This is a genomic window from Pseudoalteromonas obscura, assembly GCF_030135505.1.
GTDB classification, from domain to species: Bacteria; Pseudomonadota; Gammaproteobacteria; order Enterobacterales; family Alteromonadaceae; genus Pseudoalteromonas; species Pseudoalteromonas obscura.
The window spans coordinates 357,562-372,910 of record NZ_JASJUT010000002.1; the positions used below are offsets into that span (position 1 = coordinate 357,562).

Consider the following 15,349-nt stretch of genomic DNA (forward strand, 5'->3'; position numbering starts at 1 on the left):
ATTAATATATAAAATAAAGACTTACTTGAATTGATATAATGGCAGGAGAAATAAAAAAGCCCGCTCTCTTTTGAGAGCGGGCTTATTATTCTAAATTACACTAGATTAGAATGTGTAGTCTAGGCTTAGGTAGTAAGTACGAAGGTACTGGTCATAGTAACGACCTTCATAACCTACTAAGTGACCTTCTGCATCACCAAGTGACATTGGAGGCTCTTTATCAAATAGGTTGTTAACACCAACAGTGATGTTCATGTTCTCGAAACCACGGTAGTCGATTTTGTAATCAACAGTCATGTGTGAAGGAACTTTGAACTGAACGTCAGCAGTAACGAACTGAGTTGAACCTACACCTTGGTCATTGTAAACAACTTCAGTTTCTGCATTAGCAATTGTACCTACACCAACAGTAGATGCTTGGTCATGCCAGCCAGATCTGTACTTCATACGTAATGTGTGAGCGAAGTCACCGTGTGTAAGTACATTTTGGATATTGATGATGTTACGGAAAACAACATCTTGGTCAACACCGTAACGACCTAAGCTGCTAGCCCACTCGTACGGGAATACACCTGCAAGAGTGTACTCTGACTTATCCATGTAAGTACCCTGAACCATAGTCTTCAGTTCACCGAATGAAAGGTCATTTGTTAGCATGACTTTCCAGTCAAAACCAGCACTCTTACTTTCACCAATGTTGATTGGTGCAGTGATAACACTTAGAAGCGTGTTAGTTGGGTCAGAACGGTCTGTTCTAAGAACGAAACGCTCGTCAAATAGTTGTGGGTTTGCAAACATGTAGTTCTGGTCAGGACGCTGAACCATGTCTTCAATGTTTACTTGCCAGTAGTCTAGCTCAAACGTGAAATCAGTAGTTGGTGAGTAAACAAAACCAATTGAGCTTTGCTTAGACGTCTCAGGAGATAGAGTGCTACTACCTAGGTTGAAACGTTGATACTGTAGTGCGCCCGGAGGACAGAACTGAGCACGTGAATCAGATGCTGGTAGTGGACAGCTGTACGGAGCAGTTGTTACACCGAAAGATGTCTCAGGCTCAGCAATCTGTAGTAATGATGCAGCTTTGAAACCAGTACCGTATGAAGCACGGAATACTAGGCTATCAGTTGGTGAGTAACGTAAGCTGATTTTGTACGTAGTGTCATTTTCAGAATCGTTAACTTTACCACCGTTCATTGTGTCTTCAACAGCACCGATGTTATCGTAACGAACTGCAACGTTTGCGCTTAGCTCATCAAGAACAGGGATTTGTAATTCTGCAAACACACCGTAAGTAGAACGCTCTAGTTCATAGTCGAAGTCACCACCGCCGTCACCAAAACGTGCGTTGCTGATGTTTGCTTCTGAACGAACAACTTTGTATGAGTTTGTACGGTAGTCTGCACCGTAACCGATGTAAGCTTCACCAGCAGGTAGTTCAAAAATAGCTTGAGACGCTTTGAAGTCAAAAGATAGAGACTCAGTAGTCGTTGTATCTTCAAGTGCACGGTACTGTGAATCTTCTAGCGCTGCTACAGCTGCTTCATTTTGAGCAAAGTCTTCAGGAGTAAGGAAGATATCAATTAGACCACTACGGATGTTCTCAACAAACTTCTCAGCGTTGTAGTAACCGTTAGTTAGCGTCTGAGTTCTTTCTGAACGAGAGTAAACAACAGCTGTGTTGAAATCGATAGTATCAGCAATTGTGCCTTCTAAACCAACGATAGTGTTAAGTGAATCAGTTTCCCACTCAGTAGTACGGTTACCACCTGGAAGTGCTCTCCAACGACCACGGAATGTATCAACACCTGATGCAAGCTGCTCTGCAGTTAAGTTAGGAACAACGTACTTGTCGTATAGAACACTCTCTGTACCGATATTAATGTTACCAGTAGGGTTTGGCGCGATACGTGGCGTCATTAGGTAGTTTGTAAATGCAACTGTAGAGAATAAGTTCATGTCATCAGTTAAGATGAAATCACCTTGAAGCATTAGTGACGTACGCTCGTCTTCTGGAACGATTTCTAGAGTACTAGTGTAGTCAAATGAACAGAAGTTGCTACCTGGTGCGAATGCGTTATCTGGCGCACACTTGTTACCATTTGAAAGTGCATATGGAGTAAATGCAACGTTTGAACCGTCATTTAAACCAACAAAAGCGTTACCAGGGATAGCGTTTGAAGAACCCTGAACGTCATAGTACTGATTGCCGTTATGAGTGAACTCAAGTAGACCAGTCTTCGCGAAGTCACGGTCTTTTGAACGTAGAGATTCACGTGTGTCGTGGCTTAGTGAAGCAACGATTGTGAAGCCGTCAGAATCTAGGTCACCAAAACCAGTTACAACACTTAGGTTAACTGATTCAGCGCCATCTTTTGGACGGTCAGTACGTGCAGCGATTGTTGTACCGTCAACTTCTTTTTTAGTGATGAAGTTGATTACACCAGCGATTGCATCTGAACCGTATAGTGCTGATGCACCATCAGTTAGAACGTCAACACGCTCGATCGCAGCAAGTGGAATTGTGTTTAAGTCGATTGAGTTGCCTGAACCAGATGGAGCAAGACGACGACCATTTAATAATACTAGAGTATATTGCTCACCAATACCTCTTAGTGATGCAGTTGACGTACCGCCACCGCCGCCACCAACAGATGATACAGGAGTTGTGAAACCCTGCATTGATGGGATTTGAGCTACAAGATCAGGAACAGACGTTACACCTGTCGCTTTGATATCTTCAGCTGTGATCACGTTGATAGGTAGAGCACCAGCAAGGTCAGAACCTTTGATACTAGAACCTGTGATTTCAATTTTTTCAATTTCTTCGCCGTCAGCTGCGTTAGCGTTTGTCGCAATAGCTGTCGCTGAAACAGCACCAAAAGCGATCGCTAAGCGAACTGCTTTTGAGATCTTACTATTTAACATTCAATTTCTCCCTGGGCTTTTTTGGAAAAGCTATTATTTTAATCTTGCCTTCAATACGAGGTTAAACACGTTACTATTTTGTGTACCTCATATGTAACAACGCAAGTATAGTAACCACAAAGTAAATACTCATGCAAGCTTGTAAAAACCAGTTAATACGAGCAACAATTGCAATAACTACAATTAAAAAATAACACAAAATAAAAATAGAAAGCAAGCGTATCCTTTTGGGTAACTCTGGAAAGCCCAACCAACAATCAAGATGAAGCATGTAGAAAAACCAAAATAAAACAAAAAGGCAACTAAAAAACAACCACATAAACAAAGCAAAACCAAAAGAAACATTTCAAAAGCAAACAGCAATTTACAAATAAAATATTCCAACAACATGAAATCAAACAGGAGTGAAGACCAGAAAACAAACAACCACAAAAACAAAATAGAAACAAAAAAAACAAAAAAGGAACTAACAATCCCAAAAAACACAACAAAACAAATGAAAAAAAACCTCCTTATACAGGTTTTTTTAGACAAATTTATTTCAAGTAGATACTTAAGCTACAAGACATCTATTTTTTTTACACAAAACAGGTAAGGCTACTTATGAATAAGGTCATAAAAGAGGCCATTTGTTAGTACGTTCTTGTAAATAAGTAACAGGCTTTAACCCAATCAGAGCCAAGTCTTTGAAATTTTGGAGTGTAATCAGCTTGTGAGTAGCAGCTACGGGTGTACATGTCAGCATAGCAAGGCTCGCAACCAATCTTATGACTAATAACTTGATTCAGTGATAAAGGTGGGGGCTGTAAAACAGGAGCATGCTTTTGAATAACACGACCATTAAGTGTGCCAGTCCGGTCGCCAATTGTATTAACGTAGAGACCTACGTCTACCGCTTCACCTGTACAACCACTGCGAACTTCGACGTTTAAGCCGTGGATGAAGTCATTATGTATAAACGCACTGTTGAAGTTAACGATGCGATGGTAAGTAACCGTTTCGATATGTGCAACTCTACCCAAACAAATATTATCATTAAACTGCACATAGATTGTCACTTTCAAACATACAAGCCCTTATTAACAGAGGCGCAAATATACCGAAATAAAAAACCTGAAGTGAAGACAAAGTTCCTATTGCCTGAGTAGTAGCAACACTAAAACTTTTGCCTCGACCATATAACCCAAGAAACCCACCGTTTACTGGTTTGGATTACATTACTGAATACGTCACACTGAAGCTAGCCGGAATCACAGCGTCTGCGAATTCTCTCCCAAGACGGCTTGTTGAAGCCATTACTCCAAACTCAAGATTAAGCGCCGTGACTTTGCTCATTGTTGCTATTTTTCAACCAGTCCTATACAAAACTATGATGCAGTTGCATACTGCTTCTATATCACCATTTGCAGATACTATACTACCTTGGATGAACAAGTTGTTACGCTCACTCCAACACAGCAACTCTGGTGTGCCGCTGTAGTTGAGCTGACACATTTTCTAAAGCTGAATTTATATAGGCATGAACCTTATAAATCTTCGTACGCTTTAGCCGCCTGTATCACGACAAAAAGTTGTTTTTCTGTGCCGCCTTTTAAGCGCCTCAACACGCTTGACTAACGGCGGAGAAATTGAGCTGATATCAATACTAGAACAGAGCCTTAAGACACTATGCAACTGCTTGTCACTAGTAAAAGTGTGTTGTTAGCACCGAATCAGGTTGCACAGCAGCTTGAATAGCACCACCACTAGTAGATTCCCCCACCGCATTCAGGTTACGCCTGACATAGCGATATCAGCTGCGTCGATGATGGTAACTGGCTGCACATTTTTACGGTCAGCTCATCTATTTCGTTAGCGTACCCAGTAACGCGGCCCTTAGCACTTTCCTTCACCAACTCTGTTAAATGGTTTTAATTATATTAAAGGTACGAACTGATGCCTTACTTCCTCGTTAGAAGCGCGCCAACAGTTGTCAAAAAAATTCTGCAAAAGCGTCAAGCTAATGCATCTAAAGCGCTTTTATTTTTAATCAAATAGAAAAACAAATTGAAACTATAACAAATAGACGAGTCTTAATTCGAAAAGGGTCATTAGAGAGCACTCAACACGCTATTGATATGCCGAAATGAGCTTTGCGCTCAAAGTGGATACAAAAAACATGCATGGACCTGATTTTTAACAAAAGTCAGTATTGTTGAGCCTGCCTTATCAGTAAGAAAAACCCTTGCGATCAAGTAAGCGACTCATAGATGGATTTTAACTTGCTGAAAATCAATGTGAAAGAACCAGTGCTCGTTTGTTCAGAACGCAGACTTAATAGGGGAAACTCAACATTTAAGCAGCCAAGTACAAAAAAGCCCCGCATAAAGCGGGGCTTGATTAAATTAACTAAGCAACTTAGAAGCTGATGCTGTAACCTGCAAACAATTCGCGACCGATATGGCCCGCATTGTACATTGCGTCATCAATCCATTTGCCTTTACTATCTAGTAAAACACCCTTATCGAATAGGTTACGTGCGCCTACTGTGAATGTACCGTAGCTCTCAGTGAAGTATTTCACATTCAAGTTATGTGTAACATAAGTAGGTACGTCACCTGAGTAAACGATGTAAGGGTTGCCTGTTGAATCAACTTGAACCACATCGCTCTCATGAGTGCCAGCGATAATATCAGTTGTCCAGTTTACAGAGAAGCTATCAGCAGAGTAGTTAACTGAAAGCTGAGAACGCCAATCTGGCTGATCTGGAGCACCTTTTTGGTCACTCATAGGGCCAGAGAAGTATACGTCTTCACCAACTTCTGTTAATAGCGTTGTTACTTTCTTAAACTTAAACTCACCGAAGCTTGTGTCTAGGTTGTAAGACAAGTCAATGTCAAAACCTTTACGTGACATGAATGAGCCATTTGCATATTGTGTGTGAGAGTAGCCTTCTATCGCGCCATTCGCAGCACGGCTTAATTTCACCTCAGGGAACTTAGCATAAACTTCATCAAGTTTGTTGCCGTTTTCAATATGAACAAGGTCTTGGATTGTGATTAATGAAATTACATTGTCAATTTCAAGCTCAAAGTAATCCACCTTAATCGCAACATCTTCAAAACCAGAATACACAACACCTAAGTTGATATACGTAGATTCTTCTGCGCCTAGGTTTTCATTACTCTTTCTTAACTCATTATATGCACTTTGCGGGCAGTTTAGATACGCTTCGCGAACTTGGTCTTCACTTGCACCAGCCGGTAGACCATTTTTACATGCTACATAATCAGTAGTCGTTGGGCTACCCTCTGATTCAGCACCATATAGCTCTTTAAGCGTTGGCGCACGGAAACCTTCTGAGTATGAACCACGAACTAGTAGGTCATCAAATGGACGGTACTCAAGTTTAACACTTGGGTTACCTACACTACCAAAGTCACTGTAGTCGTCATAACGGTATGCCGCACTTACAATTAGGTTATCAAGAATTGGGAAGGCTACTTCGTAGAATAAAGCAGTCACATCACGCTCACCCATACCTGAAGCACCCGCGTTACCACCAACTAGTTTCGCATCACTTTGTGCATCAAACTTTGAGTCTAAAACTTCTTCAAAGTACTCACCACCAACATAGTGACTGATCATACCGCCAGGAAGCTCACCAAACTCGAAACCAAGACCAGCGAAGAAGTGATCTAGGTCGCTTTGACTTTCGACATACGTTGTCGCACGCATGTTATTGATACCTTGCTCAGAACCCATATCAATATTTTCTTGCGCATTATATGCTAGGCCTGCATAGCTTAAGTAGTAACGACCCGCAGTACGGTAGTCAAGGCGTGCTTTGTGATATGACACTTCCCACTCAGCTGTATCACCAAACATACCTTTAAGGCCTAATAAGTAGTCTTGCTGATAATCGGTTACTTCACCATCACGGTTGCCCAGTTGGTACCAGCGGAACTTACCCTTAGCAGTTTCATCAAGTGGGTTGTGTTCATTGTCTGCCGACATATTTGCCCACGGTGCCGCGGCTGGTGCATAACGACCAAAAGAGTCATTGCGGCTGAACATACCACGTGCGTAAAGCTCGATATCATCAGTTAGTTCATACGCAAGGCTAGTCATGATTGAGTCACGCTTTGTCGACGCCATGTTTGCTGATACATCTGCAAATGCATAACCACATACTTCGCCGTTACCGATACCGCCATTGCCTGTACCTTGGTCAAGGATACCAACGAAACCAGGTACAGTGTTCTTCAACTCATTACACTTTGGTGATGCGTGATGGTTGCCTTTACTATCTACAACAGTCGCACCAAAAACGCTAATACCTGTCGTTTCATCACCAAGTGAAATTACACCGTCACCGTTTTTATCTTCCCATGTTGCTTTGGTGTAGTCACGGTCGCGGTCGAAGATAGCGCGACGCTCTTGGTGGTCATATACAAATGTAATGTTACCTTTGTCTGAACTTACACCAAACGACAGTGACATTTGCTTAGTCTCGCCGCCATCAGCTTCTGGGCGACCTACTTGAATATCAAATGCCGCACCTTCAAAGTCTTTCTTAAGAATTACGTTGATAACACCTGCAATTGCGTCAGAACCATAAATAGCAGATGCGCCGTCTTTAAGAATTTCAATACGCTCTACCGCCGCCATAGGGATTGAGCTTAGGTTTGCACCACCGGCATTAAGTGATGGAGAACCACCAAGACGCTTGCCATCTACCAACACTAGCGTACGACCTGCACCAGCACCTAAAAGGCTAACAGTACTTTGTGACTGTCCACTGTTACCTGAACTTGGAGCAACAGAGCCAAAGCTGTTAGAGGTAACACTTTGTAGTGCTTCAGCAACAGATACACGGCCTTGATTTTCAAAATCAGCTGTCGTGATTACTTCAACTGGGCTTGCACCTTCCATATCAACGCGCTTGATACGTGAGCCTGTGACTTCAATACGCTCTACTTTTTCTGCACCTTCTGCAGCTACTGCATTCGCTGCAAAAGCAGCTGAAGAAGCAGCACCCAATGCTAGTGCGATACGCACTGCCTTAGTTACTTTAGTGTTCAACATGTGATTCTCCCTGGGCCTACCTTGTCTTGGTAAGCTTGAGTTTTATAAGTCTTTATTTCTGGCTCTAAGTGGCCTGTTTTGAAATTTCGGCAGGGATACTAATCGCCACGCATGTTAAACGTCAAACAAGAGAGAGTTAACACTCACTAACAAGATTTAAACAGCAAGACCTCTATTTTTAATAATGTTTTGAAGTTAATAAACACTTACTCCAATATGAATTAATTTTTTAATTAATTTCACAGCCCAAGCGTGCAATAAAAAAACAACTTTGGCTTGAGGCAAAAAAAGCAAGCGCGAATCACGTTAAAAAAAATATTTTTATTTTTATTTTAAATGCCTAATAATTAATCTGAAAAATCAAAACAATACAATTAGTTTGCATAAATCGGACTTGAAATTTACATCGCTGCAAAAGCAATTTTATCGATTGACTAACTGTTGTGCGGTAAAATCTCGAATATTACAAAGCAATAAAAAGTTGCTTCTTGAGATTTACAAATCAAGAGAGCGCTGCCCTGCCAAATTAATGGTATTCTCATCAACGTTCGGCAACATTTTGTAGATTGGTAATATTTGCTTTTCTATATAGTGGGTATAATCGAGCAATTTAAGTTCTTTAATGTACAACTGTGGACCTGATTGGCTGATGAAATAAGCTATTTGGCTGCCTTTACCAAGACCGTTGACATATCCTAGCCTCGTCGCCTCTTTCGCAGCTCGAACATGAGGAGGTATATTTTTAACATAGGCATCCAGAGGTTTGCCTAAACGTTTTTTATAAATGAGCTTATCATCAACACTACCTGACGTGATCAAAGCAATGTAATGCTCGGTCACCTCTGTCACACTTTGACCATCAAATAATGCCCTTATCACCGCTTGCTGATACTCTTTAGAAATGGTTGTCCAGTCACTACGCACTGTTTCCATACCTTTAAAAACAAGTTCATGCTCACCATTTTTTTCAATTTGACCCACATAGCGCTTCTTTGACCCTGTCTCTTGGCCACGAATAGTTGGCATAAAGAATGGGTGATAATGAGTTTCAAACTCAATCTCCAAAAAGCTCTGTAAATGATATTTTTCACTTAACTCTTTTTCCCAGCGCGTGTTTATCTCATGCATCAAGCTTTTCCCCAGATCTAGGCAAGCTTGGTGTGAAAATGTGTCTGGTGCTTGAACAAAGGTCGAGTCTGTATCGCCATATATGACTTCGTAGCCCAACTCTTCGATCCAACGCCGTGTTGTTTGCATTATTTCATGACCGCGCATCGTAATTGAACTAGACAGCCGAGGGTCATAAAAACGACACCCCTTTGAGCCAAGCACACCATATAAACTATTCATAATAATCTTAATGGCCTGTTGCAACATATGCTCACCATCTTGTTTGGCGCGGTGGCGGGCAGCCCAAAGCTGCTCGACCAACTCTGGTAAATGATGGTGTACCCGGGAGAACAGCCCTTTATTGAAACCGGGAATAGCATCGTAAGTGTTTCGGCCTCCTTCAATAAGTCCCATTGGGTCAATACAAAATGTGCGAATGATGGATGGATATAGGCTTTTAAAATCAAGCACTAAAACATTTTGGTAAAGCCCTGGCTTTGAATCCATCACATAACCACCTGGGCTATCGAAATTCAACCCGTGCTCGCCGAGGTTTGGCGCAATGTAACCACTACGATGTAATGGGGGTAAATATAGGTTGGTGAAAGCCGCGACCGACCCGCCCATGCGCTCAAGCTCGAGGCCGGTTAATCGCGTTCTGGCTATCGCAAAGTCCAGTAAAGACTGTTGTTGGAAAATATCCCATACAAGAATGCAGTCTTCTAAATTATATTTGGCTAGGCTGGTCTTATCTTCGTGAAATTGCCTAACGATCTCTTCTAATCGGTCATCTTGACCAATCAGCTTTTCTCGACCTAAAACTGACTTAGCAACAAAGCTTAATTTAAAGGTTTCAAAGTGGTATGTTGCATTTTTCATAGTATCAATACCATCGATAACTACCCGCCCGGGGATCAGCACTCGGGTGAAATTACCGCTTGATACTTGCATAGCATCACCATCGCGGCCAATATTTAAAGAGACACCTAACGCCTGTGCTCGCTCGTGTAGTACCACACAATCAAAATCAATGACGTTCCAGCCAATCAGTACATCAGGGTTTAGCTGATTGATAAGCTCTTGCAGCGTATTCAGCAGTGATATTTCATCTTCAACCCAAATAATATTGATATCACTCGGTTCGGGAACTCCAATCATAATCACGACTTTTTCCGACTGCGTTACAAGGCCGACAGAAAATAAAACGCCATCTCCACTACACTCAATATCCAAAGACAACATATTTAACTGTGGTATAAAGGAAGGATGTGCTTTTAATTTAGCATTGTGTAATTCAAGGTAGCCGTTACCTTGTTTTGATACGCCTGTAACCCAAACACTACCTTTGATATAACGCTCCATTAAATACCTATCGGCATGGCGAATATCTTCTTCATATAATGGCACATGTCCGTTAAGCGTTTCTTTGGCTAAATAAAAGTCGCTTAAACTTGAAAAATATAGCGCTACAACTTGGGACTGATCAAAATGTTTAAGTGGCACTTGAGCAAGTTGAAATTGGCAATTAACCTGATTTAAACGCGTTTTTACAATGTCTTGGTGTATTTGCTTAACAAAAAACACACTTTTTTCATGTTCAACAAACGCCTTAGTTGCACCCTGTTGTGTCTTTAACCAATAACACAAGCGCGTCTTACCTTTATATGAAGTTTGCTGCCGAGACAAAATAAAGCCCGGATATACTGCTTGTGCCAATTGTGAACCCCGCCTAAAATACACCCCTGTAATTATATCCATACTTTTTTGCTTAGGCGATCCACATGTTGTCAGACTCATTAAAAAAAACCGTACGTCATGCCCATCAGAATATCGCCCAGCAATTGACGGACTACCGCCCGCGCAGTAGCCAAAACTACCTTGTCGCTGAAATCGCCAAAACTCTTGCTGGTGAGTACCACAAATCACAGCGTATATGTGTCATAGAAGCGGGTACGGGCACGGGAAAATCTCTCGCATACTGTCTCGGTGCGCTGCCTTTAGCGTTAGCAAAAAAGAAAAAGCTAGTCATATCTACCGCAACAGTTGCATTACAAGAGCAGCTAATCGAAAAAGAGCTGCCCTTTTTTAAAGAGCACAGTGGTATCGACTTTAAATTCGATTTAGTCAAAGGCCGTCAGCGTTATATCTGTGTGCAAAAGTTGATAGCAGCAGTGAACGAAGATGACACGCAAATGTCTTTGGTACCGACTACTTCTTCACCACTGACCGATATGGAGCAAAAATGCTTGCGCGAGCTGGCCAATGCATATCAAAACAAACAGTGGGCCGGAGACCGAGATAGCTGGGAAGACACTATTCCAGACAAAGTATGGAACCTGATTGCCTGCGACAAACACGCTTGTCAAAGGCAAATGAAATCACACCATTTATGCCCTTTTCATTTGGCACGACAAAAAATAGCGCAAATGGACGTACTGGTTATTAACCATGCTCTGCTATTAGCGGACCTTGAACTTGGCGGTGGTACAATTTTACCTGAACCGGAAGACACTTTTTACGTGATTGATGAAGCGCATCATCTACCACATATCACCCGTGACTTTTCGTCAGCGGCTGCGACTATCAAAGGCACCATAGAGTGGCTTGAGAAGTTACTCAAGTTCAGTGGCAAAATGGCCAACACCATAGTGTCACAAAAAGCGATCGGTCAAAACTTCAAACTTAACGATGCAGTCAATGATGCTGGAAAATTTCTCAGAATTGTGCGTGATAGTTTGGATCAGGCTAATTTTGAATACAACGACAATGACACCTATCGATTTGTTCATGGCGACGTACCAGAGTCTTTAACAACACAAGCCAAAGATATCGCAGATGCGACGCTAGATGCGCTAAGGGCATTAAACAAAATGCATGATGCACTCACGACAGATGTATCCGATGGCGACGTGCAACCATTTTTAGCGGATCCGCTTTTAGTTGAAAGTGGGCTGTACATTAATCGACTAGAACAACTCAATAAGTTATGGTTTAGCTATGCCGCCAAGGGGGAAAGTACCCCGCATGCGCGCTGGATAAAAAGGATGGAATACAAAAACCATCACGACTACTTATTATGTGATTGCCCTATTGAAGTTGGGTTTTATTTAAAAGACAAACTTTGGCGAGAGTGCGCTGGTGCAGTGTTATGTTCAGCGACCTTAACCGCACTTGGCAGCTTTGATCACTTCTCCAAAGAAAGCGGTTTAGTTGGTGAAGATGGGGTCAAATTTATCAAAGCAGACTCTCCATTTGCGTACCAAAAGCAAGCGACGTTACATCTACCCAAAACCACAGTCGAACCCACTGACAAAACATTTAGTGACTTTTTGGCCGAGGCCTTGCCTGAGTATTTGGATAAAAAGAAAGCAAATTTAGTGCTATTTGCCTCCTACTGGCAAATGGACCATGTTGTTTCTGCCCTACGTAAGCAAAAACTAAATATCTTAGTGCAGGGTGAAATGTCTCGAGAGGCCCTACTCAGCCGTCATAAAGCCGCCGTAGACTTAGGCGCTGGAAGTATCTTGTTTGGCACACAAAGCCTGTCGGAAGGTCTCGATCTGCCAGGAAAATACCTTGAAAATCTAATAATTACTAAAATACCATTTGCGGTGCCGACTTCACCAGTCGAAGAAGCACAAGCTGAATTTATTCAATCAAAGGGCGGAAATCCGTTTTTATCTATTACTGTACCGGATGCTGCAAAGAAATTAGTGCAAAGCTGTGGTAGACTTCTGCGCAAGGAAACTGATTCTGGTCGCATCACGATACTTGATAGGCGTCTCGTAACCAAACGTTACGGAAAAGCCATGCTAGACACGCTGCCACCCTTTGCTAGACAAATAGATTAATAATGCTTGAACTCGCTTTTGACCCGCTAACTTGGGCACTTTTATGTGCGGTTGCTTTGGCTGCTGGATTTATCGATGCTGTCGCCGGTGGCGGTGGCATGTTGACTGTACCTGCATTGTTAACAGCTGGGCTACCGCCTCATGTTACATTGGGAACTAATAAGTTAGCAGCCAGCTTTGGCTCACTGACAGCGAGCTTCACCTACTATAAAAAACAGCTATTTAACCCAAGATTTTGGGCAGCTTCCACACTCGCCACAGCCATCGGCGCAATCCTCGGCACGCTACTTGTGGACAAACTAAGTATCGAAGTACTTAATAAGCTACTGCCCATAATCATCATCGTGGTCGCACTCTACAGCTTATTTGGTAGCCTGAGTTCTACGGAATTAAACACACTACCCAAGAAGACCCCAGCTCTGAAAATTAAACAGTGGTTGCAAGGTCTGTCTCTTGGCTTTTTCGATGGCCTTGCAGGTCCGGGGACGGGCACTTTTTGGACCGCATCCAACAGCTTACTGTATAAAATGAGTTTGTTGCTAAATTGTGGCCTGGCGCGTTCAATGAACTTTGTGTCGAATTTTATTTCGCTCATCACGTTTGTTGCACTTGGCCATGTAAACTTTTTACTTGGCGTCACCATGGGGGCTTTTTTAATGCTTGGCGCATGGATAGGTGCTCATTCAGCAATAAAATTTGGCAGTAAGCTAATTAAACCTATCTTTAATACTGTGGTCATAGTCTTAGCTGGCAAGTTAATATTTGAGGCATATATGTCATGAGCCAGGCTTTTCTAAAGCTCAAAAGTAAACTTGAACAGCTTGCTACTCAGGCTCATCAGTTTGACAAAGCAAAATGGTTTGACAAAAACCGTTACATTCAAAATCAACCGAGTTTGTTTGACAGTCATTTATTCCACACCAAAAGCTTGCTACTCACCGATTATGTCGATGAAATACAACAGGCACTCAAACACTTACCGCCAGAGCAAAATCGTCATGCATACCAATTTGCGGTTGAACAAATTGGCGAGCAGATGCAGGCCATCATCAAGGTATTAAAATCGACTCCTGTATGGGCAAAAGAAAATAAGCTCAGTCAACCGAAAAAAGCCAAGGTTTACAAAAAAGCTGTACAACGGATCATGCAATCCTCCCACGAACTGTACCAAGAGCTATCTCAAAACCATGAGTTTGAACGTCGATTACAGGAAATGATAGATATTCGTCGTGCCCAGCTGGACGGTGCTAACGCAGAGCAAAATACCAAACTGAATGCCGAAATTTTAGCGTTGCACACGCGTTTAGGGCGTTGCCGTAAAGCAATATCAGCAACAGAAGAAAAAATCCAGCAATTAGAAAAGCAAGGCAATCGCTGACATGCTGTTTTACGACCCGATTTATAGTAGCTTAGAACTTCCATCTCGACATCGATTCCCTATCAGCAAATACCACAAACTCAAAACTCGCTTAGCTAATTCAGAGCTAGAGTCTCATATTAAACCTGTGCCCCAAAAAGCGTCCCATCAGCAGCTGAGTCGTTGCCATAGCCAAGATTATATCAAAGCATTTTGCCATGGCACGATGACTAGCGCCGAGATAAAACGTATGGGGTTTCCCTGGTCAAAACAACTCGTTGAACGCACCTTAACCTCTGTTGGGGCCAGCATCGCAGCTTCAAATCACGCACTAAAACATGGTTTTGCAGCCAATTTAGCCGGCGGTTATCATCACGCATTTGGTGACAGGGCCAGCGGGTTTTGTATTTTTAATGATTTAGCCATCGCCGCCTGCGAACTCCTTGAAACAGGCCAAGTCGACTCTGTGTTGATCCTAGATTGCGATGTGCACCAAGGCGATGGTACAGCGTCAATACTGCAATCACATGCCAATATTGTGACCTGTTCACTACACTGTGAACAAAACTTTCCAAGATTAAAAGAATCCTCCGACTATGACTTTGCGCTACCGTCAGGTACTCAAGATAGCGATTATTTAACCACACTCAAACAAGCAATGGACTTATGCGTGCGTATGCACCGGCCCGATATCATCTTATACAATGCCGGAGCGGATATATTCGACAAAGACGAACTCGGTCATTTCAATATTTCCTTGCAAGGCGTTTTCAACCGCGAGACGTTTATTTTAGACTATTGTTATGAGCACCAAATCCCGTTAATGTGCGCTCTTGGCGGCGGTTATCAACGCGATACAGATGCATTGGTCACCGTCCATCAACAACTTTTTAATGCTTTAACAGCATCCCCATATATATCAAGCCAAAATTGATGTCCTAAACATCGACTCTATTTAAGACAAATTTAACCGACTTGGTAAGTCGCGTACTCAACTTTTATGATATAGACTTTAAATGATACTAAGGGGGATCATGAG

8 protein-coding genes are annotated in these 15,349 nt (G+C 42.2%); 4 read left to right on the forward strand and 4 right to left on the reverse strand.

What is annotated here, in order from left to right:
- Window positions 1-105 precede the first annotated feature (105 nt).
- The 4 genes from QNM18_RS05745 to QNM18_RS05760 form a co-directional block, all read right to left on the reverse strand.
- A complete protein-coding gene (locus QNM18_RS05745) occupies window positions 106-2,925 on the reverse strand; it encodes a TonB-dependent receptor domain-containing protein (RefSeq protein ID WP_211009698.1) in 2,820 nt (939 codons plus the stop codon).
- Window positions 2,926-3,557: 632 nt separating this feature from the next.
- Entirely contained in the window at window positions 3,558-3,989 is a 432-nt protein-coding gene (locus tag QNM18_RS05750) for a hypothetical protein (protein ID WP_284136629.1), read from the reverse strand.
- Window positions 3,990-5,322: 1,333 nt separating this feature from the next.
- Window positions 5,323-7,992, reverse strand: coding sequence for a TonB-dependent receptor plug domain-containing protein (locus QNM18_RS05755; RefSeq protein ID WP_211009700.1), 2,670 nt, complete (start codon window positions 7,990-7,992; stop codon window positions 5,323-5,325).
- 495 nt (window positions 7,993-8,487) lie between these two features.
- Entirely contained in the window at window positions 8,488-10,860 is a 2,373-nt protein-coding gene (locus QNM18_RS05760) for a DNA polymerase II (protein WP_284136630.1), read from the reverse strand.
- A gap of 23 nt (window positions 10,861-10,883) precedes the next feature.
- On the opposite strand from QNM18_RS05760, the gene dinG reads away from it, so the two are divergent.
- Genes dinG through QNM18_RS05780 form a run of 4 tightly spaced genes read left to right on the forward strand, consistent with a single transcriptional unit; the run spans window position 10,884 to window position 15,244 of the window.
- The gene (dinG, locus tag QNM18_RS05765) at window positions 10,884-12,953 is read left to right on the forward strand and encodes an ATP-dependent DNA helicase DinG (protein WP_284136631.1); all 2,070 of its coding nucleotides are present in this window, start codon (window positions 10,884-10,886) and stop codon (window positions 12,951-12,953) included.
- A 2-nt stretch (window positions 12,954-12,955) separates the two neighbouring features.
- On the forward strand, window positions 12,956-13,735 hold the full coding sequence (locus QNM18_RS05770) for a sulfite exporter TauE/SafE family protein (protein WP_211009702.1): 780 nt from the start codon (window positions 12,956-12,958) through the stop codon (window positions 13,733-13,735).
- Window positions 13,732-14,331 carry a primosomal replication protein gene (locus QNM18_RS05775; RefSeq protein ID WP_023397005.1) on the forward strand — a complete coding sequence of 200 codons (600 nt, stop codon included), beginning with the start codon at window positions 13,732-13,734 and terminating at the stop codon, window positions 14,329-14,331. The genes QNM18_RS05770 and QNM18_RS05775 overlap by 4 nt, the downstream gene beginning before the upstream one ends.
- A 1-nt stretch (window position 14,332) precedes the next feature.
- Entirely contained in the window at window positions 14,333-15,244 is a 912-nt protein-coding gene (locus QNM18_RS05780; RefSeq protein ID WP_284136632.1) for a histone deacetylase family protein, read from the forward strand.
- Window positions 15,245-15,349: the final 105 nt, after the last annotated feature.

Coding starts and splice junctions, on each gene's coding strand:
- QNM18_RS05780 (WP_284136632.1), top strand. CDS start 14,333: ATGCTGTTTTACGACCCGATTTATAGTAGCTTAGAACTTCCATCTCGA.
- QNM18_RS05745 (WP_211009698.1), bottom strand. CDS start 2,925: ATGTTAAATAGTAAGATCTCAAAAGCAGTTCGCTTAGCGATCGCTTTT.
- QNM18_RS05775 (WP_023397005.1), top strand. CDS start 13,732: ATGAGCCAGGCTTTTCTAAAGCTCAAAAGTAAACTTGAACAGCTTGCT.
- QNM18_RS05760 (WP_284136630.1), bottom strand. CDS start 10,860: ATGGATATAATTACAGGGGTGTATTTTAGGCGGGGTTCACAATTGGCA.
- QNM18_RS05755 (WP_211009700.1), bottom strand. CDS start 7,992: ATGTTGAACACTAAAGTAACTAAGGCAGTGCGTATCGCACTAGCATTG.
- dinG (WP_284136631.1), top strand. CDS start 10,884: ATGTTGTCAGACTCATTAAAAAAAACCGTACGTCATGCCCATCAGAAT.
- QNM18_RS05770 (WP_211009702.1), top strand. CDS start 12,956: ATGCTTGAACTCGCTTTTGACCCGCTAACTTGGGCACTTTTATGTGCG.